Source organism: Gluconobacter sp. P5H9_a (assembly GCF_018812085.1).
Taxonomy (GTDB): Bacteria; Pseudomonadota; Alphaproteobacteria; order Acetobacterales; family Acetobacteraceae; genus Gluconobacter.
The window spans coordinates 82,541-107,316 of the sequence record NZ_JACRVW010000001.1 but is presented as its reverse complement, the minus strand read 5'-3'; the positions used below and the strand labels follow the sequence as shown (position 1 = coordinate 107,316).

The 24,776-nt window shown below is 54.5% G+C and carries 21 protein-coding genes and 1 riboswitch; of the genes, 10 read left to right on the top strand and 11 right to left on the bottom strand.

The annotated features are described in order from the left end of the window. Positions 1–8 precede the first annotated feature (8 nt). Positions 9–2,024 (top strand): discoidin domain-containing protein, encoded by a 2,016-nt coding sequence (locus KP708_RS00490; protein ID WP_215749681.1) that lies wholly within the window; start codon positions 9–11, stop codon positions 2,022–2,024. A gap of 131 nt (positions 2,025–2,155) precedes the next feature. Here KP708_RS00490 and KP708_RS00485 read toward each other — a convergent pair whose 3' ends face one another. The 5 genes from KP708_RS00485 to KP708_RS00465 all read right to left on the bottom strand — a co-directional run bounded on the left by KP708_RS00485 (position 2,156) and on the right by KP708_RS00465 (position 10,072). Continuing rightward, positions 2,156–4,969, bottom strand: coding sequence for a hypothetical protein (locus KP708_RS00485; protein WP_215749679.1), 2,814 nt, complete (start codon positions 4,967–4,969; stop codon positions 2,156–2,158). 254 nt (positions 4,970–5,223) lie between these two features. Further along, positions 5,224–7,161 carry a M61 family metallopeptidase gene (locus tag KP708_RS00480; RefSeq protein ID WP_215749677.1) on the bottom strand — a complete coding sequence of 646 codons (1,938 nt, stop codon included), beginning with the start codon at positions 7,159–7,161 and terminating at the stop codon, positions 5,224–5,226. A gap of 89 nt (positions 7,162–7,250) precedes the next feature. Then, on the bottom strand, positions 7,251–8,369 hold the full coding sequence (locus KP708_RS00475) for a hypothetical protein (RefSeq protein WP_252347320.1): 1,119 nt from the start codon (positions 8,367–8,369) through the stop codon (positions 7,251–7,253). A 140-nt stretch (positions 8,370–8,509) separates the two neighbouring features. Next, positions 8,510–9,112 carry a histidine phosphatase family protein gene (locus tag KP708_RS00470; RefSeq protein ID WP_215749672.1) on the bottom strand — a complete coding sequence of 201 codons (603 nt, stop codon included), beginning with the start codon at positions 9,110–9,112 and terminating at the stop codon, positions 8,510–8,512. Positions 9,113–9,139: 27 nt separating this feature from the next. Then, positions 9,140–10,072, bottom strand: a complete 933-nt coding sequence (locus KP708_RS00465) for a ribose-phosphate pyrophosphokinase (RefSeq protein ID WP_046900960.1) — start codon at positions 10,070–10,072, stop codon at positions 9,140–9,142. A gap of 197 nt (positions 10,073–10,269) precedes the next feature. Here KP708_RS00465 and KP708_RS00460 point away from each other — a divergent pair, with 197 nt between their 5' ends. The 6 genes from KP708_RS00460 to ribH all read left to right on the top strand — a co-directional run bounded on the left by KP708_RS00460 (position 10,270) and on the right by ribH (position 15,462). Continuing rightward, positions 10,270–11,286 carry a DUF563 domain-containing protein gene (locus KP708_RS00460; RefSeq protein WP_215749670.1) on the top strand — a complete coding sequence of 339 codons (1,017 nt, stop codon included), beginning with the start codon at positions 10,270–10,272 and terminating at the stop codon, positions 11,284–11,286. A 139-nt stretch (positions 11,287–11,425) separates the two neighbouring features. Further along, positions 11,426–11,617: an entericidin A/B family lipoprotein gene (locus KP708_RS00455; RefSeq protein WP_046900458.1), complete on the top strand. Its 192-nt coding sequence runs from the start codon at positions 11,426–11,428 to the stop codon at positions 11,615–11,617. A gap of 185 nt (positions 11,618–11,802) precedes the next feature. Next, positions 11,803–11,964, top strand: a riboswitch (FMN riboswitch). 120 nt (positions 11,965–12,084) lie between these two features. Next, positions 12,085–13,119, top strand: coding sequence for a bifunctional diaminohydroxyphosphoribosylaminopyrimidine deaminase/5-amino-6-(5-phosphoribosylamino)uracil reductase RibD (ribD, locus tag KP708_RS00450; protein ID WP_215750100.1), 1,035 nt, complete (start codon positions 12,085–12,087; stop codon positions 13,117–13,119). Further along, on the top strand, positions 13,101–13,739 hold the full coding sequence (locus tag KP708_RS00445) for a riboflavin synthase (RefSeq protein ID WP_215749668.1): 639 nt from the start codon (positions 13,101–13,103) through the stop codon (positions 13,737–13,739). The genes ribD and KP708_RS00445 overlap by 19 nt, the downstream gene beginning before the upstream one ends. Further along, complete coding sequence (gene ribB, locus KP708_RS00440; RefSeq protein WP_215749666.1) at positions 13,736–14,989, top strand: 3,4-dihydroxy-2-butanone-4-phosphate synthase; 1,254 nt, start codon at positions 13,736–13,738, stop codon at positions 14,987–14,989. Before KP708_RS00445 ends, ribB begins: the two co-directional genes overlap by 4 nt. After that, positions 14,986–15,462 (top strand): 6,7-dimethyl-8-ribityllumazine synthase, encoded by a 477-nt coding sequence (gene ribH, locus KP708_RS00435; RefSeq protein ID WP_202206914.1) that lies wholly within the window; start codon positions 14,986–14,988, stop codon positions 15,460–15,462. The genes ribB and ribH overlap by 4 nt, the downstream gene beginning before the upstream one ends. Before the next feature lie 21 nt (positions 15,463–15,483). Here the strand turns inward: ribH and KP708_RS00430 are convergent, their stop codons facing one another. The 6 genes from KP708_RS00430 to pqqA all read right to left on the bottom strand — a co-directional run bounded on the left by KP708_RS00430 (position 15,484) and on the right by pqqA (position 19,801). Continuing rightward, positions 15,484–16,644: a pyridoxal phosphate-dependent aminotransferase gene (locus KP708_RS00430; protein ID WP_215749664.1), complete on the bottom strand. Its 1,161-nt coding sequence runs from the start codon at positions 16,642–16,644 to the stop codon at positions 15,484–15,486. Positions 16,645–16,664: 20 nt separating this feature from the next. Next, on the bottom strand, positions 16,665–17,732 hold the full coding sequence (gene pqqE, locus KP708_RS00425) for a pyrroloquinoline quinone biosynthesis protein PqqE (protein ID WP_215749663.1): 1,068 nt from the start codon (positions 17,730–17,732) through the stop codon (positions 16,665–16,667). Next, complete coding sequence (gene pqqD, locus KP708_RS00420; protein ID WP_215749661.1) at positions 17,729–18,004, bottom strand: pyrroloquinoline quinone biosynthesis peptide chaperone PqqD; 276 nt, start codon at positions 18,002–18,004, stop codon at positions 17,729–17,731. The genes pqqE and pqqD overlap by 4 nt, the downstream gene beginning before the upstream one ends. After that, a complete protein-coding gene (gene pqqC, locus KP708_RS00415) occupies positions 18,001–18,720 on the bottom strand; it encodes a pyrroloquinoline-quinone synthase PqqC (RefSeq protein ID WP_215749659.1) in 720 nt (239 codons plus the stop codon). The genes pqqD and pqqC overlap by 4 nt, the downstream gene beginning before the upstream one ends. Further along, positions 18,717–19,631 carry a pyrroloquinoline quinone biosynthesis protein PqqB gene (gene pqqB / locus KP708_RS00410; protein WP_215749657.1) on the bottom strand — a complete coding sequence of 305 codons (915 nt, stop codon included), beginning with the start codon at positions 19,629–19,631 and terminating at the stop codon, positions 18,717–18,719. The genes pqqC and pqqB overlap by 4 nt, the downstream gene beginning before the upstream one ends. An 89-nt stretch (positions 19,632–19,720) precedes the next feature. Next, a complete protein-coding gene (pqqA, locus tag KP708_RS00405) occupies positions 19,721–19,801 on the bottom strand; it encodes a pyrroloquinoline quinone precursor peptide PqqA (RefSeq protein ID WP_010502998.1) in 81 nt (26 codons plus the stop codon). 174 nt (positions 19,802–19,975) lie between these two features. Between pqqA and KP708_RS00400 the strand changes: the two genes are divergently transcribed. The 3 genes from KP708_RS00400 (at position 19,976) to KP708_RS00390 (ending at position 24,755) form a co-directional block, all read left to right on the top strand. Next, on the top strand, positions 19,976–21,241 hold the full coding sequence (locus tag KP708_RS00400; RefSeq protein ID WP_215749655.1) for an AI-2E family transporter: 1,266 nt from the start codon (positions 19,976–19,978) through the stop codon (positions 21,239–21,241). Positions 21,242–21,321: 80 nt separating this feature from the next. Then, positions 21,322–21,954, top strand: a complete 633-nt coding sequence (gene gmk / locus KP708_RS00395; protein WP_202206909.1) for a guanylate kinase — start codon at positions 21,322–21,324, stop codon at positions 21,952–21,954. A gap of 182 nt (positions 21,955–22,136) precedes the next feature. Continuing rightward, the gene (locus tag KP708_RS00390; RefSeq protein WP_215749653.1) at positions 22,137–24,755 is read left to right on the top strand and encodes a TonB-dependent siderophore receptor; all 2,619 of its coding nucleotides are present in this window, start codon (positions 22,137–22,139) and stop codon (positions 24,753–24,755) included. Positions 24,756–24,776: the final 21 nt, after the last annotated feature.

Sequence of the window (24,776 nt, the reverse complement as noted above, 5' to 3'; positions counted from 1 at the left end):
ACACTGATATGATTGACCTCGCGCTCGGCAAACCAGCTACCCAGAGTTCCAAGCATCCAGATATTCTGCTGCCACTGACCGTTGATGCTGCCAATGCAAATCGGCCAGATCGCTCTGATGCTCATTTCCAAACGGCTGCAGAGTGGTTTCCCTGGTGGCAGGTTGATCTCGAAGAACTCTGCATCATTTCAAATGTAGTGTTGTACAATTCATCTTTCTGGCCGGGCCGGGCCCGCATGTTTTCAATTCTGGTCTCACAAGACGGCCAGACCTGGAAAGACGTCTTTTCGAAAACGGATCACAGCGTTTTCGGTGACAACGACGACACTGCTTACAAAGTCGTGTTTCCAGAGCCCGTTATCGGACGCTTCGTAAGAGTTCGACTGGATAACTGGGACCATCTCCACCTGAAAAGTGTCCGCGTTTATGGGGAGCCATGTCGAGCAACCCTGTCTACCAACACACCTGAAACGCTTTTATCTTCTCCTGAAGGGGTCGTAGTATTCGCGACCAACTACAACGAAGAAGACAGATTCCTACCGGTTTATATCGATAATTTTCTGAATTTTACTTCTGAAAATTGCCATATATTTATCAATTTTCCAAAATCACGCCAAATACCAACTGACCTTCTAACACCAAATCCACGTGTCCACGTTTTTAATGGTGTCATTGAACGCAAGAAATGGGGTGGCACCCTCTTGCTGGGCCATATGGAATCTTATGGCGAAGCACTACGCACGCTGGAAAAGATTGATTATTTCTGCACCTGCGCGTCAAACGGGTTATTCATACGTCCGTTCGATTTCGCGGCAGCTGTCCGACGCCTAGAATTAAAAGACGACGCACCCGTCGGCATGACCCGGCCATATCTGATTGATGCAGACCTCAAAACGCTACCGCGGGAAGGGGCAGATATGTGGGTCTGGAATAACTTAAGAAATTCCCACGGCCTGGATGAATATCTTGAAAAAAATTTGGGAATTACCAAATTTTCCCTCAACCAAATCGAAGGTTTATTTGCGGAAAGCTATGAATGGGACCAATTATATTTACGAATAAACGAGCTTACGAAATGCAATGAGCACTTCGGCATACCTGTATTCGAAACCCCTGCTTTAGAAGAATTCATTCCGGTAACTTTCTTTCGCCATTTTGGAAAAGGGCGATTTGCCAATATCTGCTATATGCTCTGGGACCCAATCCGGGAAATCATATTCCCAGATCTTCTTCAATGCGTGCAGAAACTTCCAGCTCATATGTGTCAGGTCAAGTGGTTCAGTCGGGATCCTGATTCCACGCCAACGGCCGCACTTTCTCACGCATGGAGCCGAGCTCTTCTGGAAACACTCTCCAATGAAGAGACCCCGGAAGCTTATCATGACCGGTTTCTGAACCGTGTTTTGACCCAGAGCTTTTCTGATGCCGTTCGTAAAAATGAAGTTTATACGCCTTTGACACGCCTTTGGCGCTCCGATGCACGGTGGGGCCGCGTTCAGTGGATTTACTCTTCTCTGCTTCCACAGGGCGAAAAAACAAAGGTATCTCCCGCATTTCCGGGCACCCCTATGCAGGAGGATGGAATTTCATCTGCGTGGGTTCTCTCCGCAGACCCTATGCACGATGGTCTGCAATATGAAGCCGTCGTTGCAGAAGAGCCTTCCAATACGACCCTTTCTCTTCAGGTGAGCCGAGAAGGCGAAGCTTTTGGACGGCACGAGTGGGGAGATACACGGGCTATTCTGTTTCTTTCTCCCTTGGCAGGAGAAAAAGCTCAGGTGTTCCGTCTTTCGTTGCGCCGGCCTTTTGAACACGCCCATGAACAACTCATGCACAATGTCAGGCGGTCTGATGGGCGGTCCAATTTTGCATGGCCGCTGATCATGCAGGAAGATGAAGGCAATATGCGCCACTTCTATTTCCTGCGTCCGCAGAACCATAAGGGCGAAATCTGGATCGGAATTCCTGCATTCCTCAGAACATCCATTTCCATGGAACTCGCTTTTGGAATTGCTTCCGTTTAAACGACGGGAGCTCAGCATTGTGTGTGGCAGACAGGGACTATCTGCTCACACACAATGACTGGCCAATAAAAAATTGGGCACGGCAATACAGCCCAATTTTCAATATCCCCTGCCAAGGGGGTGTTAATCAGTTACCAGCTCTGAAGTTCAACACGCTTCCAGCTATTTGAAGCAACACAGACGTAATGATAGTTTGCATCATCTGTGAAGTCGCCAGGCGTGCAATCCGCCGTTGAGGATGATGGTGTTGAAAGCGTTTCCCTGAAGGCCTTGGCTGTTGCCGTGGTCGCCGTAACAGTATCTGCACCAAACGTACTGACCCCGGTTGTTACGATACCAGCAAGGCGCAAAAACCCATTGGCATCTCCTGCCTGATTGGTCAGACTGATCGTCTGAGAGTCTATCTGAGAAAAGCTGGGAGCGTTCCCTGCACCAACTCTAAGCCCGGCTGGGGCACGCGCAGTACCATCAGATTCCGTCACAAGTCCCAGCTTGGTATTGCTGCCCTGGCCAACAGCAAGAGCGACACCGCCGGTATACCCACTAGGATCAAATACGATCTGGCCAGCCTGCACACATTGTGAGGCACTGATTCCAGAATCCAGCATATAAGCCGTTCCATCGCAAAGAGGAGCAGCGTTGTACTGGAGACTGGGGTTACTGCTTTCCAGCGCACCAAGATGCAAGGAGCCGTTTCCTGATGATCCATCCTGCGAACCATAGAACGAAAGTTCTGTGTATTTCCCATTTACAACACCATTACCCATCATAGAGATTGGCTGTGTTGCATTAACGTCTGCAGACATGTTGGCCTGATTACGGACGTCAAAGAACCCACTATCTGACTTGATCGTTTCGCCTCCTGGAATAACGCCACCTACCCAAAGACCGATACCAAGAGTATTGGCCCCTGACAGCCTCAGCATATAGCTGTCATTAGCCAAAGGTCCTGAGGTGCCATTATAGGCAAGGGTGAGCCCCTTCATGGATACTTCGCCGGGATGATCCTGATTCGCCCAGAAGTCCCACTCATTATCGAAGGAACGGGTAACGCTATCGGTTTTTCCGACGCGATACTGAAGGTTGTAGTTGTTGAAATTCTTGTTGTTCATGCCCAGAAAAAGCGTGGGCTGGCTATAATTATGATACTGGCTAGTGTGGGTTTCCTGTCCGGTAGCAGGGTGGGTATAAGTAATCTGATTGTCTATCTGGTCTCCACTATTTTGCCCTGGAGCTGCGGTGGCAGCGGCACCCCATTCACCAACGGTGCACCATCCCGGTTGGGCGGACGATGTCCCTGGGTAGTATCCGCTCTCTACAAAAAATGTGCTGTGCGCACTATCAGTGTTCGCCGCATCCCAACCAGAGAAATAGGCAAGATAGTAGTTCGGGAGATCCACATTCGTAGCGTCAGGATTGTACCCCCCTTCCGTGCTATTCATTCCTTTTGCGTAATTTGTCCAAATAGCCATACGATTTTGAAACAAATTCATTTCAAGCGTATTAAGCGCTGGATACACAGACACTTCGTTCGCCCCAAGGAACCTTATGGCATGAGCAATTCCGTCAGATGCCAGATACTGGACCGTTACACCTGTGTTGGCTGCAACTGCGGAGGCCAACGTGTATCCGGATGGCAGAGTGACTGTTGTAAGGTTGGTCGAAGGGTTATAAGCCGCCTGCATGATTTTTGCAGTTTCAGAAGACACAGTGCCGGACGCTCCTGCCAGCGAGAGGCCTGAAATCTGGCAGCCCGCCAAACTATCCGCCGCCTGAACTCCACACCCTAGAGCACCGACCAGCGTAAAGCTTGAGGCCCCGGCAGCAGCATCTGTCCCGATGCTGTATGAGGTTCCTACAACACGATAGGATCCGTCACTTTCTGTAGCCAGAGTATTTCCTCCCAAAGCATCCAGTGGGGAAACATCGCTGGACCGGGCATCAATATTAATTCCGTCCGTAATACCCGCGCCGGAACGGTTATTGATTTCTGGCCCCCCCATATCCGTGAACTGATAGCAGGACCCGCCTTCATCTCCACCACTGGTGTTTGCACACGAGGCTTTCAGATGCACCAGAGAATTTGCCGTAGATCCACCCAACATCAGTGTATTAGGGTTTTGGTTTACTGCATCCCAGTGATTGCGGGACATGGTAATAAAAGGAGTAGTAGTCGCACTCTGATAAACAGACTGTCCTTCGTATCCAACTTCCAGAGTTCGATCCAGCTTTGCAAGTGCGTCAGCAACGCTTTGCCCATTAACCGTGACGTCTGCACCAAAAATTCCCGTCCCGGTGGAAATTCTGTTATTAAACTCCCAGGTATTTCCATATGATAAATTATCGAAATGACAATGCCCCTGGCCGTCGCTGCCAGTGGCAGTGTCACACCAGATAAAGACATCATTATTTGCGATATAGGGATTACCCGGATGGAAGTGAATTGCCTCCGTCTGTCCGCTATTATTTTGCTGCTGTGCAAAAAGAATATTCCCAACGGCGTCGCGCCCGACCACCCCGTTAGGAACGTCTTTCTGATTGCTCGCCTGAAAGGCATCCATTGTTGTGGAAAGCGTATTCAGAAGACCTGAAAGCTGTGCGCCGCCAACAGTACCCTTGTCGATAGAACCACTGACCGGTGCCGTGATGTACCCTGAACTGTCCAGTACCACGGCATTGGATTCTACGCCCGTAGGAGCCTGACACGGAACAGGATGACCTGCATCATCCAACCCGCATGTCATCATGACAACTGTTGTGGCATGCCATTGATTATCCGTTCCTTTATATGCCGGAACGACAGGTTTCTCGTTGTTTCCAACGGCTGACACCACTTTAAGCGGCTGGTAGCTGCCATCAGTTCCTTTGTAAGCCGCAGGAGACGCAGCAAAAGAATGCAGAGGAATTAATAATGATGAAATTATTAGAAGATTTTTTTTCGTCATCGAATTCTCTGTTAATTAGATTTTCTGTAACGACGAGACACAAAAAAAGCCCTTTCCCCAGAAGAGGAAAAGGCCATCACCGTGAATTTATTGCTATTTTTACTTGAAACAGCCGTTACATATGTCGGCTATCTTCTTTTCTTCTACCATATTGCGCGTTCTGAATCAATTAAACTTTCCAACGCATTTAAAACACATAACCTAACAAACTGGCAGCCCCGCTAGAGGAATACGGGGCTGTTCAACAGTTTGCATTACAGTGGTGCGTAAATTGCTCCCAGATAATCGGGGGTGCCACTCACGCGATCCAGACGCGGGTAACGCAGGCCATCATGATATGGGATAGAAATCGTGCTGATGTGCTCGCCAGATTTCACGACAAGTCTGATTGGCTGTTTCGGGTCTTGTTGTGCGTCCGCGATGGCATGACGCAAACGATCCCCTGTGTAGGCCATGTCATTAACAGCCAGGATTGTCTCTCCTGACGCCAGACCCGCCTTGTAGGCAGGGCTCATCCAGTGAACACGTGCTGTTTTGCCATCACGTGTGACACTCATACCGAGCGAGAACGTCAAATCCACACTGTGACGAACAGCTTCCGATGCTTTGATGAAGGATGTTGGCTTGTCTGTGTAAACAAGCTTGTACCCACCGTTTGTCAGGCCATCCAGCGGAGCGTGCGGTCGGATAGTGTCCAGACGATCATGCAGGAATTTGGCCCAGTCATAGGGCTGGATGCTGTTCAGGGTCGAAGCCACCTCATCGAACTGATAGGGGCTGACGATAAAGCTTCCATTATTCGTGCCGAAAAAGGCCTTCGCGAAATCGTTCAGAGATTTCTGTCCGTTGGAAAGCTTGCGGATCAGCGTATCTGCGTCGAGCCAGACAAGCTGACCTTCCACATAGTAGTCTTCCGAACGCTGCCAGTCGCGCCATGATAGAGGAGCACGCTGAGCAATGACGGGGTCATTGGTGGTATCTTCCAGCGGGCGCCACAGACGACCTGTTTGGTTTTCGTAGGTCGCTGCCATATAGGCCAGTGCTTCGAAGCCCTGATCCTTCGTCACAAGCCCTGAACGGGCGGCAAGAACATTTCCCCAATACTGGGTCTGACCTTCATACACCCAGAGTAGAGACCCGCGTTGTGGAACATTAAAGTTTGGAGCCCACATATCAGCCGGGCGACGATACTTTCCGTTCCAGGAGTGCGTGTACTCATGCGCAAGCAGATCACGCTCAGGGAACGTCTTGTCCCATTCCGTGAAATATCCCGGAGCAGCAGCATTCTCGCTGGACTGATGATGTTCCAGCCCAATCATGCCCAGCTCTTCCGTCAGGGCGAGCAGGAAGTCGTAATGATCATAATGGTGGGAGCCGAAAAGAGCCGTAGCCTGTTTGACGAGGTTCTTATGAGCTTCGATCTGCTGCGGCGTCGCATTCAAGGACTCTGCATCGTCTGCAACAACATTGAGCGCGACAGGGACATGATCCGGCCCGGTCAGATCAAACTTACGGAAATACCGGCCCGCATAAATCGGGGAGTCGACCAGCGTATTATAGGTCGTTGCATTGAAGTGGGTTTCATCGCCATAGGCAGAGGCGCGCAAAGCGGAGCCAATCTGCCATCCATGCGGCACCAGAACGCTTGGCTTGACCGTAATATCCCGCGTGAAATACCCAGCTGGATATAGAGAAACCTGATCCCACTGAACATTAACGATGGATGGCGTCATAACGACACGACCCTGACCCGGCGTAACCGGAGACAGAAGCTGGAAATGGACGTCGAGTGTGGGGGTCGTGGCGGAAACGGGAATATGAAACGCAGCGATATTGACCGTGTCGCGCTTCCAGGGAATCGTCTTGCCACCTGATTGGATTTTCAGGCTGGCAAGCTGCTCAATGACGCCCGTTGGGGAATGATCGCCCGGGATCCACATGGGATAGAGCAGGATCAATTCGCCTTTTTGTACAGCCTCTTGCGGAACAGGCACTGTCTCATGGATGGACATGACGTGGTGGGCTGTGTCGGTCGCATCCACAGCAACGGTCAGAGCGCCCGGGAAAGGTTTGTCCTGCGGATCAGGGATGGCGGCAGGGAGAGGAAGCGGTTCTGGCTGAGGCTGGGCAAAGGCTGGGGCAACCAGACTGCTGAACGCAGTCAATGCCACCAGAAAGCGCATACGCATCATAAGGAAGGTTCCGATTTGTAAATCAAAGTCCTTCCTGCCCTAATTGCCCTCGCAGGCATGCACAAGGGGTAATAGTGTCGAACGGGTTTTCAGGCTCGTGGCGTGTAGCCCATCTTGGATCCTACAAGAATATAGTGATCCAGAAGCGTATCGTAGCGCCCCATTGCAACATCCATGGCAGCAGCGGGGTAAGCGGTAGCATAGTATTTGTTGTCCAGGTGAACGGGATGTTTCCCTTCCCAGAAACCGGCGCTACAGAAATGGTTGATTGACCCTACAGCTCCATAAGTTCCAAACAGCCCTATATCTCCGTACATTCCAAGGTAATCTGCCACGTTGAAAACACTGAGCGCGTCATTCAGTGTGGGGCGGTTGCTCTGGCGTTTCTGTAATATGGATGCTGCTGGAACATATTGCCATGTTCTTCGTACGGGATCGAGATAGTCCCGATAGTTCGCGATGGCTCGCGAGTGATAAATAGGAAAGACATAAAATTCGTATCGGGGGTCATCCAAAGGCAGCAGCATTGATGAAGGATGCTGCTGCGGTGACATCACGCCTGCGACCGGAAAAAAGATTTTTCTGGCATCTGAAAGCCACGCAGCGAGCCAGGAGAACGTACTCAATGCTGGAACGATGTAGTGTGATCGACGAATATAATCAAAATCAAGCGCCTCCCCGCGGGAGGAAATAAAACGTGCATCTGGAAAGCGCTGTTTCAGTTCGTCCAGATAAGGTGATGGCGTCAGTTGACCATAGAAAATTGGTTTCTTGCCGGTTTTCTGGATGAGGTGTTCATAGAATTCCGGAGGGAGCATTGTATAATCCGGATGCAAACCCGTAAGAACCTCTCCGCCACGGATATTAATGACAAGATCATCAGGCCCCCCATACTGCTCATTATCGGAGCAGTATGGGAAAATTTTATCATAGTCCGTAATTCTGCGATCAGGAAAATTGTCGATATGCTGGCTATACCCTTCCAGACTGATAAACGCCGCATTGGAGCGAGGGACAATATGGCAGTAACCATCTGTTGAGACACGTCCATGAACCCGAGAGTTGATAACCTCTGTGTCATGCAAGCCAAATTGATTTCTGGTGTCGATGTCTGGAATTGAAATATCGAAAAGCGGAATTCTTACATTGCAGATGGTCCCATAACCAAGATCCGACTGAAGCTTCAGAGCCGAAAGATACATCATCATGATGTTCCCGGTATTTCCGTACAGAGATACTCTGATTGTAAAGTTCTTCATGGCCTGTAGCACAGTTATGGTTCAGCTAGACCATAACATTTGTTGAAACAGGGGTCCATTCCATGAAGAACCCAAGCGGTAGAGGAAGATTACGCGTCTTCTGGAATGTAAGGGAGAATGGACCATCCCGCCTCTGAGGGTGACAGATAAAGCGGGGTTGCATTTGGCAAACGAACATTGACGGGTAGACTCATTCCCGCCCGCAGGCTTCTGAACAAGGCGCCATGTGCGACAAAGAGGGGTGTTCCGTCAGTTTGCAGGGAGCGGTTAACCGCTCCAACAGCACGCGCCTGAAGGGTTGCAAAGCTTTCAGCACCTTCGGGCGTATAGCCATCTTCAATCCATGGGTCATACCATTCTCCCATGGGTTGCCCCTCCTGTACCCCGAAGCAGACTTCCTTGAGTTCGGGATCAATGATCAGAGGAAGATCAGGCCCCCCGCTGTCACGAATGGCATCACGAGTGTGTTCTGCGGTGACAAGGGCGCGGCAGAGGGGGGAGGCAATAATCCGGTCGAAAGGTGTTTCTCCCTTCCGGAACAGGTCCGCAAAAATCTGACCTGCACGGATCGCCTGTGTCAGCCCCGTGGCATTCAAAGGAATGTCCGTCCGCCCTTGGGAGAGACCTCTGAGGTTCCAATCCGTTTCACCGTGCCGGAGATACCAGTAAGGCTTGGTCAGGATCTTCGGCATGGATGAAACCTCCAGAGATGGGAAAGCTTAGTCGAAGAGAGAGGAAACCGAGCTTTCATCTGCAACAGCGCTCATGGCGCGAGCCAGAAGATTAGCAGTCGTAATCTGGCGAATGTTTGGCGTATCGAGCAGCGCCTGGGTAGCAGGGATGCTGTCCGTCAGGGTCAGCATGTTCAAAGGACTGTTTTTCACGCGCTCGCAGGCATTACCAGTCAGAACGCCGTGAGTGACATAAGCCTCCACGCCTTCCGCGCCCCGGCTCATGAGAGCATTGGCCGCGTTACAGAGTGATCCACCACTGTCCACAATGTCGTCTACCAGCACGCAATAACGTCCTGAGACATCGCCAATCACGTTCATGACTTCCGACACGCCGGCGCGTTCACGGCGCTTGTCGATGATGGCCAGGTCAACGTTCAGACGCTGTGCAAGCTGACGGGCACGAACAACGCCACCAACATCAGGAGACACGATCATGAGCTCCCGGTCCGGAAGGCGCGTTTTAAGATCACGCACGAAAAGCGGAGCCGCATACAGGTTGTCCGTCGGAATATCGAAGAATCCCTGAATCTGCATGGCGTGCAGATCCATTGTCAGGATACGGTTCGCACCCGCTTCTGTCAGCAGATTGGCAACCAGCTTTGCACTAATGGGCGTACGGGGGCCGGACTTGCGATCCTGTCGGGCATATCCAAAATACGGCATGACAGCCGTTACCCGGCGGGCAGACCCACGACGCAGCGCGTCGAGCATCACCAGCAGTTCCATGAGGTGATCGTTTGTCGGCATGCAGGTGCTCTGCACCACGAAAACGTCCTCACCGCGGACGTTCTCCTGAATTTCGACAAAGACTTCGCCATCCGCGAAGCGTTTGACCACGGTTTTGCACACGGGCAGCCGTAGTTCACTCGCCACCGCACGAGCCAGCGGCAGATTACTGTTGCAGGCAACGATCTTCATGAAACGGCCTCGTCTGGTATCCGTCAGGGGGAGAATTGCGCGCTTTCTAACAGCGCACCCCCCTGCTGTCATCAGTTCTGAGCCATTCTTTGCACGGAAGTTGGGCTTGATGTGCTGACCGATGCAAGCGAAACACATTCAAGAACTGTCTGCGCGGCCTGCTGGAGGCTGCTTCAAGCTTCAGGAAAGGTCGGGATATGGCCCTGAAAGACTGTACGGGTTTCGTTGGTCGGAGACTTCTGATTCAGGACCTCCCAAACCAGCGGGACGTCAGAAATGCTGTCTTTATCCCGCCTGGAACTGCCCCACAGTGGGGACTTTTCGAACCCTCGGGCCGAAGTGTGCCTGAGGGAATGCTCTATACCGGCGCCGGTGCGCTTCACACACCACTCTGTTCCAGAGATTGTGCGGATATTCCGGCATGCCCGGTTCTGAGTGATGAGTTTGATTATTTTTTCCTTGGAAACCTTAATCCGTCATATCCTTATTTCTTCGCCAACGTCTTCTCTCGCCTGTGGGGCCTTCCTCCTTACGCACGATCACGCCTGAAGCTGGTGTTTAGCAGTCCGCAGCCTGTGGCTCAGTTGATGGCGCAGAGCTACTTTCGGACGATCATGACGGCCCTTGATCTGACGGCAGATCATTTCCTGCAGGTTTTATCCCCAGTCCGCTTTCCAAGGATCACAGTTGCAGCGGCGGCATTTGAAGAGCTTTCCTTCATTTATGATGTCTTTGCAGATCTGGCGCACAGCATTGGGCGAAAGATTTTGCCCGAAGGCGAACAGAACCACCCGGGGCGCGTGCTCTTTCTCTCGCAAGAGAAGCTGCCCGAGGGCAATGTCAGGGTGGAAAATGAAAGCCTTTTGACGTCCGCGTTGAGAGCGAAGGGTATTGGAACCGTTTATCCAAGTGAAATGACTTTCCGGGATCAGCTCAAGCTCTGGGCGTCAAATCCCCTCGTGATCGGGTATAATGACGCCTATCTGCATACGAGCCTCTTCTTCCCTCAGCGCAGGGTTGTCACACTGGCACATGGTCCGGATATGTGGGTTAACCAGTGCCTGGTCGATAAGGCGAACAACAATCACGCCCGCTATCTGTATGATAGCGCCGGCCTGGATCCGGTTGGCGCAGGAAGTGGCTTTCATATGAACTACCGGATTCCTGACCCCGAGAAACTTGCAGATGAACTGGCGGACTTTACCTTGGGTTAACCGGATCAGCCCCTCGAAGGCATGTTCGATTTCTGTTTCATTTTGAAACAATCGGGCCACACAAACGTCTTGTCGCGGATGAACTTTCCTCCGCGAATAGCGTTTCGATAACGAACGCTTCTTCAAGGAGTTATACCCAATGTCCATCAAGTCCGTCGCCCGTGTTGCACTTTCCCTGACGCTACTGTCTGGTGCCGCCGTCTCTCTCTCGGCCTGCAACACTGTTCGGGGTGCTGGTCAGGACGTCAGTTCCGTGGGCCACAATGTGTCTCGCGGTGCGAACGCAACGCAGGATGCCATTCAGCGTCACACGGATGCCTCCACGCACTGATTGCTGTCTCTCTTCAGGGAGAACAGTCAGAAAAAGCCGCCAGAGTCTTCTCTGGCGGCTTTTTCTATGGCGCTTAAGAAAACCTACAAGATCACGAAATATGACACATAAGCAGTTTTCACGTCTCTTTGTGTTCGATTCCACTTGTAATCTGTGATTTCCCGGTCTCATATTCCTGACTGAACAGACGTTCTCGGGGCGGGGTGAAACTCCCCACCGGCGGTATTGAAGGGATTTCGGTCCCTCCTAAGCCCGCGAGCGCCTTCTTATCTACGGATAGGAAGGGTCAAGCAGATCCGGTGAGACTCCGGAGCCGACGGTCATAGTCCGGATGAGAGAGAACGCAGCACTTGCCCGATTGCTCGGGTGGGAGGACCGTGCATCTTCGCGCTCTCCCACTGCGAATATCGGTTAAGGGCGGCGTGCGCCCTGCGAACGTCCCTAATAATGGGACCGTGACCGCAGCCTTGTTAAAACAAACCACCTTTTCCAGCGCAGCGAGTGCAAGCCAGATCCGAGCAGGATTTCGCTTGGCCCTGGACCATGCGGCCGACACGTTGGGAGCAACCTCTCCCAATCCATCTGTCGGATGCGCACTGCTCGATGCAGAAGGCCATGTTCTTACAGTCGGCGTTCATCCACGAGCTGGGCAGCCTCATGCAGAAGCCATGGCTCTTGCACAGGCTCGCGATGCCGGTGTTCTGGGCAATGTGCGAACTGCACTTGTAACTCTGGAGCCCTGCAATCACACGGGGCGTACCTCTCCCTGCAGTGAAGCGCTGCGCAATAGTCCCGTCGAGCATGTCTGGATCGGCGTTGCTGACCCTAATCCGCAGGCTGCAGGCGGCGCAGAGCGGCTGCGGGAGATGCCGAACGGGCGCCGCGTGACATTCCTTTCGGATGTCCCGGAAATGGCTGATCTTGAACGCGATTGCCGTGCCCTGCTGGCACCTTTTCTGAGCCGCGTCGTTCGTCATCGCCCCTGGATCAGTGTCAAGCAGGCTCTGGATTCAAATGGTACGATGATTCCGCCGACGGGACAGACGACGTTCACCTCCGAAGCCTCACTGACGCTGGCTCATCGTCTGCGCCGTGCTACCGATGCCATCATCACGGGCATCGGGACAGTTCTGGCTGACAAGCCGCGCTTTACAGTGCGTCGGGTAGCGGATCACCCGGATCGCGGCCCACGCCTTCTTGTGGTGTGTGACCGGAAAGGGCGCCTGCCCACAGACTGGAAAACCGGGATGGAACAGGCCGGGTTCACGGTTCTGGTCAGTCCTGACCTTCTCTCCGTACCCCCCATGCTTGCCCAGCGCGGCGTGAACTGGGCCATGGTGGAAGCCGGTCCATCCCTTCTGAAAACCGTCTCCGATGCCGGCATGTGGGACGACTGGCTGACCATCCGCAAGGATGGCGACACTGATCACATCGAACTTCAATCGCGGGACGAGAGCCCGCTACGACTGCTGAGGGAAAGCGCATGTTCTCTGGAATCATAGAGCGTCTGGGTACTGTCAAAGCCGTATCCCTCCGTGACAAGGCCATGGACCTGACCGTCGAGACAGGCTTTCCGGATCTTGAGTTAGGCGAAAGTGTCGCTGTGAATGGCGTCTGTCTAACGGTTGAAACGTTCGATGCGGCTGGGGTGGCAACATTTCACCTGAGCGGCGAAACTCTCTCCCGGACACCTCTGGAGCAGCTCAAAGCCGGGTCTCGCGTTAATCTGGAACGTGCGGTCGCAGCCAATACCCGATTGTCCGGGCATATCGTGCAGGGACATGTCGATAATGTCGCGACGTTTGCCAGTGTCGAAAAATCCGGAGACTCGTATTCCCTCCGCATTTTCGTCCCACAGGCTTTGCGCCAGTATGTTGTGGAAAAGGGCTCCATCACGTTCGATGGGATCAGCCTGACGGTCAACGAACTGCATGATGATGTTGTGCGGGGAAACCAGTCCGGATTTGAGGTTGGTCTGACAATCATCCCTCATACCTGGGACCATACGAACCTCTCGTCCCTCACAGTCGGAACACGCATAAACGTGGAGGTCGATGTACTCTCCAAGTACGTCGAAAACCTGCTGCGCTTCTCGCCTACACTTGGAAAGGTTGCGTCATGAAGCCATCCCTGAAAGCTGCCATTGAAGCCATTCGCGCAGGTGGCATGGTCGTCATGGTTGATGACGAGAACCGTGAAAATGAAGGCGATCTGGTCATGGCGGCGCAGTTCGCCACACCGGAAGCCATCAATTTCATGGTGCGTGAAGCGCGGGGTCTGGTCTGCCTTCCTTTGGAAGCTGAGCAGGTGGACCGTCTTGGTCTACCCCCCATGGTCAGCCGCAACCGTGACCCGCGGGGCACGGCCTTCACAGTCTCCATTGAGGCGGCCACAGGCGTAACCACTGGCATTTCGGCCGCAGACCGTGCCCGAACAATCGTTGTTGCCGCCAGCCCTGACGCAACAGCAGCTGATGTGATTTCGCCGGGCCACATCTTTCCTCTGCGCGCCCACCCAGAGGGTGTGATCGCCCGTAATGGCCACACGGAAGGGTCGATTGATATTGCGCGCCTCGCTGGCCTCGAGCCTGCGGGCGTGATCTGCGAAATCATGGCGGACGACGGGAGCATGATGCGCCTGCCCGAATTACGCCGCTTCGCTGCAAAGCATGGAATGCCAGTCGTCAGTATTGCGGACTTGCAGGAGTGGTGCCGCGAGCACGGGCGTGGCTCCGTGGATGATGCTCAACTGATCAGCACACCAGTCCCTGCTACCGGTGAAATGGTGGCTGTATCTGCTCTTCCCAGCATTTTCGGTGGCCATGATCTGAAGATCCATGCTTTCCGGGCCGTAGACGGTGTCGAACACGTGGCCCTCGTGAAGGGAGATCCTTCTCAGGGAATCCCGCTGGTTCGACTGCACTCAGAATGTGTCACGGGTGACGCATTGGGTTCTTTGCGGTGCGATTGCGGTGCTCAGCTTCGGGAAGCTCTTGAGCGGATATCAGCGTCTGAATGCGGCGTGCTGGTTTATATGCGCGGTCATGAAGGCCGAGGCATTGGCCTTGCCAACAAGATTCGGGCCTATGAGCTTCAGGATGGCGGCATGGACACCGTGGAGGCAAACGAGGCTCTGGGCCTGCCCGCGGATGCCCGTGAATGGGATGCAGCCGCCGACCTGCTCCGGCATCTGGGCGTCACGTCCCTTCGCCTTCTGACGAACAATCCGGACAAGGAATCCAATCTTGTTCGCTTCGGTTTTGATGTGCAGTCCCGCGAGCGACTGGAAATTGAAGCCAACCCTTTTAACCGGGCCTATCTCGCCACCAAGCGGACGCGGATGGGCCATTTCCTTCAGGAACAGCCCGCATGAGCAAGCATATCCCCGTCGCCCCTGACCTGCGCCTTTCTCCAGCCCCCAAAATGGCGATCATCGTCAGCCGTTTTAACACCGGTATCACAGGTGGCCTGAAGAATGGGGCGCTCGAATGGATGGAAGAGCGCGGCATCACGGATGTGGACGTCTATGATGCTCCTGGTGCATTTGAGCTGCCGCTTCTTGCTCAGAGACTGGCCAAATCGGGCAAATATGAAGGTGTGATCTGCCTCGGCTGTGTCATCAAGGGAGATACCGCCCACTTCGAGTTTATCTCGCTGGGTGCGACCATCGGTATTATGCAGGCTCAGCTCGCAACGGAAGTGCCGGTCGCGTTTGGTATCCTGACAACTTACACCGAAGCACAGGCTGTTGCCCGTTCACGGGAAGACGCTGAGAACAAAGGCCGTGAAGCTGCTGCGGCCTGTGTGGAAAGCGTAGCTTTCCTTCGGAACGTGCCGGTAGCCTAACTCAAATAAGCCAGGACGGCCTCAGTCGTCTTGGCTTAAAAACCTTTCATTAGCCTGCTGCCGAAACCAAGGCGTCATGCGACGCACAGCCTCTTCAATCCGATCGGTGGAAACGGCAAAACTGAACCGCATGAAGCGATTACCATTAACAGGGTCGAAGTCTACACCGGGCGCCGTCGTGACCCCCGTTTCCAGAAGAAGCTTACGACAGAACGACAGACTATCCTCTGTGAGATGTCCAATATCCGCGTAAATATAGAATGCACCATCCGGTGGTGCGATATGCGTCAGGCCAAGCACGGGCAGAGCTTCAAGAAGCAGATCGCGGTTTCGCCGATAGGTCTCAATATGGCCATCGAGCTCCTGCCGACAATCAAAAGCGACCAGTCCCGCATGCTGACTCAATGCAGAGGGTGTGAGGAAAAGATTTCCCATGCGCGCCCGGGCAGCATCTATCTTGTCCAATGGCACAATCAGCCACCCCAGCCGCCACGGAGCCATACTGAAGTATTTTGAAAAACTGTTGACCACCAGCGCGTGTGGGTCATGTTCCAGAACACTATGGGCGGGCTCCCCGTAGCTCAGACCATGATAAATCTCGTCTGATATAATTCTGATTCCACGGGCCTTGCAGACATCAATGATAGACTGCAATTCACTGTCTGGCAGAATTGTCCCCGTTGGATTGGCAGGGCTGGCAATAATAAGACCGTCTGGTGCAGGTTCCAGCTCGGCCACGGCTTTTGCCGTCAACTGGAAGCGTTCCGCTTCTCCGCAAGGCATTTCCACCGGCATCATATGAAGTGTGCGGAGCGTATTGCGGTAAGCAACATAACCCGGTCGCGCGAGCGCAATACGCTGCCCAGGCACAAAACAACTCGTCAGAGCCAGGACAAGCGCCGGAGAGGCGCCGCAGGTCAGGATTACCTGCTCTGGCTGAACGGCGACGCCGTAGGTCTCCTGGTAATGCCGGGCAATACGCTCCTTGAGTGGCTGGCTTTCCCAGTATCCCATGGGATCTGTCGCCAGAATATGCTGTGCCCGTTCAATGGCTTCCTTCGGCGCACCAGTGGAGGGCTGACCAAATTCCATATGGATGATGCTGCGCCCCTCCGCCGCAAGCTTGTGAGCAAGCGCACTAATGGAGATAGCGTGAAACTGGTCAATGTCCGGAACGGGCATGGGAAACTCGATACAAAACTTCAGAAGCGACGGTAAACCAGTTCAGGCGTTTCTGCCTGCTCCACCGCCTTCTCGACGATGTCATGAAATGGTGAGCGGCTGCAAACCGGGTCCATGTTGGCGGCATTCCCTGTCAGAGCCAGCGCCTGACAACGACAGCCTCCCCAGTCGATCTCCTTGCGGTCACAGGCCCTGCAGGCTTCCGGCATCCACTCCGTTCCACGAAACATGTTGAACAGGTGGGAATTGTTCCAGATCTCGGCCAGCGATTCATCCCGTACGTTCGGGAAGGTTACATTCGGAATGATTTCCGCAGCATGGCAGGGAAGAACGCGACCAGACGGGGAGATGTTCACGAACCGCTGCCCCCAGCCGCCCATGCAGGGCTTGGGACGGTCTGCATGATAATCTGGCGTGACATAGTCAATGGCCAGACCTCCCTTCTCACGCTCGGCTTCTACAGCACGCGTAGACTCTTCGAGCTGTTCTCTGCTGGGAAGCAGCGCATCGCGGTTTTTGAGGCCCCAGCCATAATACTGGGTATGAGCAATTTCGACGCGGCCAGCCCCAAGCTGACGTGCCAGCTCAAACATTTGTGGAATGCGCGCGACATTTTCCCGGTGAACAACAAAGTTCAACGTCATGGGCATCCCGGACGCCTGAATCAGCCGGGCGGCTTTAAGCTTGCGAGGCTGCGCGCCTTTCAGGCCGCCAATGCGTTCGGCGCCCTCTTCCGTCACATCCTGGAAAGAAAGCTGGATATGATCCAGCCCGGCCTTATCCAGTGCATCAAGTTTGGCTTCATCCAGCAGGACGCCGGACGTAATGAGATTTGTATAAAGATTCAGCTTTCGTGCCAGCGTCACCAGTTCGACCAGATCCGGCCGGGCCATTGGCTCACCACCCGAGAAGTGAACCTGCAGGACGCCCATCTCCGCCGCCTGTTCAAGCACCCGCCTCCATCCAGCCGTATCCAGCTCTGCCGCCTTGCGTTCCAGATCCAGCGGATTGGAGCAATAGGGGCAGGCAAGCGGACAACGATGGGTCAGTTCAGCCAGAAGGCTCATCGGTGGCTGGGGCAAGGTCATGCGCGCAGAACGCCCTTTTCCGTCAGATCAGAAAGAAGCGCGAGAACATCCGTGGAGATGACTTCGCGCGGGGCGGAGAACTGTTCCGTCAGCTTCTCTATAATAGAGTCAACAGCCAGCTCTCCGTCCACAAGACCTAGGATATGTGGGGCGGCGCCTTCGATAATGAAAGCCTTTTCGGGAGCCTGAACAAGCCAGACATCCCGAACACGGTCATGTTGCAACCGATGACCACGCGCAAAGGACAGGACGGTCTCTTCCGTCACGCTCATGGGACGAAAGCGCCCGGCGGGATGTGCCCTTCCACATACGCGTAATCCAGCGCATCCAGCATGGACCACAGAACGGAGCACTTGAACTCCAGAGCACCCAAAACTTCGCGCTGCTGTTCTGGCGTTCGAGCATTCTCCCGCACGTAGGCCAGCGCGAAATCGGAATCCCGAGGAGCCTGCGTAAGGCGTGGGGTGAAATAGGCCAGCGTTTCTTCAGAAATGAAGTCGTAGTGCCTCAGCATTCCTGAGACACGTTCGCTGATGATCGTCGGAGAGAACAGCTCGGTCAGGGAGGATGCGATAGCGGCCAGAATGGACTGATCACGCACGAAATTCACGTACGCATCCACGGCAAAACGAGTCGCGGGAAGCAGGCCGGCCGTGCTCTCAACGTACTCCCGATCCAGACCCAGACCGTCCGTGAGTACGAGCCAGCGCGCGACACCACCTGTTCCCGGCTCCGTACCATCATGATCCTCGATGCGGCGACGCCATTCGCGGCGCAGCTCGGCGGTCGGGAGGCGAGCAAGGAGCGTGGCGTCCTTGGCCGGGATCTTCGCCTGATAATAGTAGCGGTTCAGGGACCAAGCCTGTACCTGCTGCTTCGTCAGCAGACCGTCATGCAGCTTGCGGTGGAACGGATGACGGTTGTGGTAGCGCTCAGCCCCGATCTGGCGGAGACGGGTTTCGAGCTGGTCAGGGGTCAGGAGTGTCATGGTGTTTCCAGTCTGAAAGTCATGCCGTCTTCGGACACGGTCCACCCCGCGTTCTCGACGTCTTTGCGTTCCGGACTGTCTTCCATCAGAACCGGGTTCGAGTTGTTGATGTGAATCAAGACTTTACGCGGTTTTGAGCAGGACACGAAGCACTCCACCGGGCCGCCGCTATCCCGGACGGAAACATGCCCCATACGCTGACCTGTCTTGGGGCTGAGTCCCGCACGAATCATTTCATCATCGCGCCATAGGGTGCCATCAAAAAACAGCAGATCCGCTTGAGAGGCACGTTCGATGATTTCTGGTGTTATGTGGGCGCAGCCGGGGATGAACAGGACCGTCTGCTTTCCATCCGTGATGGACACACCCAGTGTCTCATCAGGCCGCGACCCTTCAGCCTCAGCGTAAAGCGGGGCTTTCCCCGGAACCGCGAAGGCTGTGAGCGTCAGGCCTGACAGGCTGCCATCCTTCAGCTTCAGAGCTGTGAGCGCATCAAGCGTCAGAGGAACGCGCGGGACAATCGCAGGATCGAGCGCACCGAAAATCGGATTGGCCGCCAGTTGCTCCAGTGTGGAGTCACTCCCCATGAGCGTGAAAGGCTCACGTTCCCGCAGGGTCAGCAGACCCGTAATGGCGTCAATTTCACCACAGGTGAGAATGACGCTCTGGATCGGCGTACCGCGCAGACTGCCCTGATGATGAAGGGCCGGAGTCTCGATAATCTGCTGCCGGAGATCAGGGGAGGCGTTGAGAACAAACCAGTGTTCTCCATCAGCACTCACGGCAATGGAGGCCTGAGTGCGAGGGCGTGCGCCCTGTCGCGTGCGGGCGGCAACACACCCCGGCGCTGCGGAGTTCCATTGGGGGAAACCACCGCCGGCCGCGGAGCCGAGCACGATGACATCAATCATTTTTCAGAAAACCGTCTGGGAAGCATGAACAGAAAACGGCCGCCCCTGTGGGAGGCGGCCGCCATTTTTCCCCAAAAGGGAAAAGATGATTACTTCTTCTCGCCGCAGACGTACGAGTTGATTTCTGCGCCTAGCGGAATTTCGGTAACTTTCGGCGTGTTCCAAGCCATGGCTGTTCTCCTAGCTCCAGGTTCGCCAGCAGGGCAGACCCCCACCAGCTCTGATCATTATTTAGTTACCTCTTCCCACTGGAGTTCAAGAGGGTTTTTGGGCAGAACACGCAACTGTGTCCTCTGTCAGGGCTTTTACCCTGACGTCACCCTTCTCCGCTTCAGGCGTCAAACATGTCCGGCCGTCCGACAGAGCCTTCCGCAGTTTCCAGCCAGAAAGCCTCTCTTCCGCCGGAAGAGGATGCATCCGGCCCAAGTTGGCCCCCTCCGCGGGATAATGATGAACTGCCAGATCCGACGCTCGACCGTAACATATTACGTCAGCACCTGAACGTCCGGGACATCTGCGTTCTGATTCTGACGATTCTGGCCGTATTCTACTCTCTATACTTCACAGCCCCCATTCTTCTGCCGTTCGTGTTCGCACTGGTCGTCAATCTGATGATGATTGCCCCCATGCGCTTCCTTCGGCAGAGGCTTCATCTTCCCAAACATCTGGCTGCCCTTCTGTTGATCGTTGCCATGTTTGGCGTGGTTGGAGGGATTGCGACCACGATTTCAGTCCCGGCGGCAGGATGGATTTCCCGCGCACCACAGACCCTCCCTGCTCTTCAGAGCAAACTGGCCGTCATGCGAGGGCCGATTGAAGTCATGCAGCGGGATTACATGCGGCTTTCCGGGATGTTCGGCGGCTACAGACCCTCTGGCTCTCATGCCGTAGCGGCTCCGATTGGTGGAGAGAATGCCCTCAGCCGCCTTGGAACGTCAGTTCTCGCAGGCACCAGGGAAATTGCAGGCGGCTTCTTTTCCATGCTGCTGATGCTCTTCTTCCTCATGACGGAAGGGGACACACTACTGCGCCGGATTGTGGAAATCATGCCCACATTCCGGAAGAAGCGTCGGCTCGTTCAGATTACGACCCAGATCGAACGGAATGTCTCGCTTTACCTTGCAACCATCACGATGATGAACCTGCTGGTGGGGCTTGCGAACATGATCCAGTGCTGGGCAACGGGCATGCCCAATCCCCTGCTCTGGGGGGTTCTGGCTTTTTTGCTCAACTACATCCCGATCATCGGCCCCCTGACCGGAATGGTGGTCTATTTCGTTGTAGGGCTCTTTACCTTCCCGTCCCTGCTTTATGCACTGGTTCCCCCTTCCATCTACCTGCTGATTCATGTGCTGGAAGGAGAAACCATTACCCCCATGCTTCTGGCCCGGCGCTTCACGCTGAACCCGGTTTTCGTGATGGGGTCTCTTCTGTTCTGGGACTGGATGTGGGGCATTTCCGGCGCCTTCCTGTCCGTCCCGATGCTCGCCGTTTTCAAGATCATCTGTGACCATATCGAGGTTCTGGCCCCCCTCGGCCACATCCTTGGCGGATCCCGCAGACGGTCTCTCAGCAGCGCAATAACAGCACAGCTTCAGTCGGAAACCTGAGGAACATCTGGTCAGACAAGGGGTTTTCAGGCTAGAGGCAGCGACATTGTCCTGCCTCAGGAAACATCAAGGAGACCCTCATGATCCAACAGCCCCGACGCGGTGTCTGCCTGGTGATTTCAGCCCCCTCCGGTGCGGGTAAATCCACGATTGCAAACGCCCTTCGTGCGTCAGAGCCATCATTGAAGCACTCTGTTTCCGTGACGACCCGTGGGCCGCGTCCCGGTGAAGTCGAAGGTGTTCATTACCACTTCCGAGATATCGAGGCGTTTCGCACGATGGCAGACGCCGGGGAGCTTCTGGAATGGGCAGAAGTTTTCGGCCGTGGCTATGGCACGCCACGCGCGCCCGTTGAGGAGGCATTAGAGGCCGGTCATGACATGGTCTTTGACATTGACTGGCAAGGCCATCGCCAACTGAGAGCCGCCCTCCCCGCAGACGTAGTGAGCCTGTTTGTTCTGCCACCGTCACTTGAAGAACTGGAACGCAGGCTCCACAAACGGGCCTCTGACGACCCGGCAGAAATTGCAAAGCGCATGAAAGCCGCGCTGGATGAAATTTCTCACTGGGCAGAGTTTGACCACACGATCATTAATTCTGACCTCGATACAGCTATCTCTCAAGCCAGATCAGTTCTGACTGCTGCACGGCTTGCGACACGAAGGCAGAGAAACCTCTCCAATATTGTAGCGGCCTTCAACAAGACCGCCTGACATCTTCAAAATCTAAATGTTCCAGAAGGCCGCAATTTCCTGATTGCGGCCTTTGTTTCTTTTTCAGAATGACAAAACATTTCGGTATCAGAATTTGCATAGCCAGACGTAACGAGTTCGTTATGAATAATGACAGCAGCGTTGGTGCTGCAGAAGACCGTAGCTTATTGGGAGTCGACGGTATGTCATCAAGGCGTCTCTTTTTCTTCGCAACAACGTCTCTCCTGGCGTCCACCGTCGGAACCCATGCTTTTGCCGCAACACCTACGGCAACGGCGAATACTCATCCCAAAACCATCCATCGTCATGCCACGCCTCAGGCAGCAACAACGCCCACGGCAGTGAAGCGACAGGCTGTGCAGCATCACGCTGCTGAAGGCGGCAATGAGAGCATGATCGTTACGGGGACACATGCCAGTAACAAAAGGGCTCGAGACAGCTCGAGCCCGGTAACAGTCGTGTCCGCAGCAACGCTTCGTCGGTCCGGCCAGATGAATCTGGCTGATGCCCTGACCCGCACCTACGCTTCGATCAACGTCTCTGCGAAGGGGAGTGATACTGCCGCTCTCACCTCCTCGATCCGGATGCGTGGCCTTAACCCGAACCAGGTGCTGATCCTGATTGATGGCAAGCGCCGTCATGTTACCGCCAACATCGTACAGAACGCCGGGCCCCAATTTGGCTCCACACCAGTCGATCTGAACATGATCCCGGCAAACATGATCGACCACATCGAAGTTCTGGAAGATGGCGCAGCAGCCATGTACGGCTCCGATGCGATTGCAGGCGTGGTGAACATCATCACCAAGAAGCAGAATCACGGCCTGAACATGTCAGCCCAGACTGGCGCGAACGCCTATAACGGAGACGGATGGCAGTACCAGCTCAATGCTGATGGTGGCTTCAAACTTGGCCATGATGGTTTCATGCACATCAGCGGGCAAGTTTATCACACGGATCACTTTGTTGCTGGTGCGAATGACCATCGCCTTCTGGGAAGCTGGCCGGCAGGCGCCAACACCAATGGCTACTATACAGGCGTTGTGGCCAATGCCGTGAACGTGCCGAAAAATTCTAACAAAATCATGAGCACCCCCGAAGAAACCCGTGAAAATCTGGGGATTGATTTCGGGAAGCCGATTACTGAAAAAATCGATTTGTATGGGCAGGTGACCTACGCCCATCGTCATGCCGAAGCCATTCAGAATTACCGCGTTCCTAGCATTGCCCCGACGCTTTATCCCTCCGGTTTCTCCCCCCTCGAAGTCATTGATGAAGACGACTACGCCGGTGAACTCGGCCTCAAAGGGCATGATTTCTATGGCTTCGACTGGGATCTGAGCACGGTTTACGGTGCGGACCAGGACAAGATCAGCAACAAGAACACGGCCAACACCGGTATGCTGGGCTCTACCTGCAACAACGGCAACGTCGCCAATTATTCCTCCACCGGGTGTGGCTGGTCTCCCACGACTGTGCGCGCGCTAAACTACCGTAATGCCCAGTGGACCAACAACCTGGATTTCCGCCGGAAGATCAACATCTTCAACACCGTCCCGATGGTTCTTGCCTTTGGAGGTGAACATCGCCTCGAAATGTATGACATCGTCGCTGGTGAGCCCGCTTCTTACGAGGTTGGTGGCACGCAGGGTTATGCTGGTCTGCGACCACAGAATGCAGGCTCCTGGAGCCGAAACATCTGGGCCGCATATATTGATGGCGATTTCCACCCTCTGAAGCACTGGGATCTGGATTTCGCAGGCCGGTTCGAGCATTACACAGATGTTGGCAATGCCCAGAACGGCAAGGTCTCCACACGCTACGACGCAACGCCCTGGCTGGCCTTCCGCGGCACGATCAGCACAGGCTTCCGTGCCCCGACCCTCGCCGAGCAGCACTACAGCACGATGAGTGTGAGCCCGACCAGCGCCAGCGGCCTTCTGCCTGTCAGCTCCGCAGCAGCACAGATCCTGGGTGCCAGCCCGCTCAAGCCCGAATACTCCGTAAGCTCCAGTGGCGGCGTCGTCGTGGAACCGGTCAAGGGCTTCCACGTGGAGGCAGACGTCTATCAGATCAATCTGCGCAACCGCATTTCGCAAGGTGGAACCACGAAGGGTCAGGCGGCTGTCGACGCCATTCAGGCCATGGGTTACGCGCTGCCAGTCAACTCTTTTGATGTCAGCAACGTCTCGGCCTATTACTTTGCCAACGTTGCCAGTACGCGGACACAGGGCCTGGACATTAAGGCCGACTACACGTTCCACCTGCATCGCTACGGTAATCTCGCTCTCAGCATGGCGCTGGATCTGAACCGTACCCGCATGCATCATGTTGCCAGCGATACAAATGGCAACCCGCTGCTCAATGCGCAGACAATTGGGTATCTCACGACGGGCTACCCACGGAGCAAGATCATCCTAAACGCGTACTACACGGTTGGGAAATGGGACATCAACGTGCGGCAGACGCGTTACGGCGAGACCACCAGCATGATGACCTATCAGGACTGGACGCCAACCTCTGCCACCTGCGCCGCTGCCGGCGGGGCCGCCCTTCGTTACTCCAACACCTGCTTTGGCCAGTTCAAGAACACTCCGCGCTGGCTGACCGATCTTGAAGTCGGCTATCGCTTCAACGAGCACTGGCATGTGGCTGTTGGCGGCAACAACGTCTTCAACATTCGTCCCCGCAGACTGCCAGAAGAGCTGAGCTCATACGGTGCTGCCGTCTATGACTCCAACTCGGCACAGGTGCCGATCAATGGCGGCTACTACTACGGCCGTATCAACGCGACATTCTGAGCCTGCAAAGGGCTGCCAGGG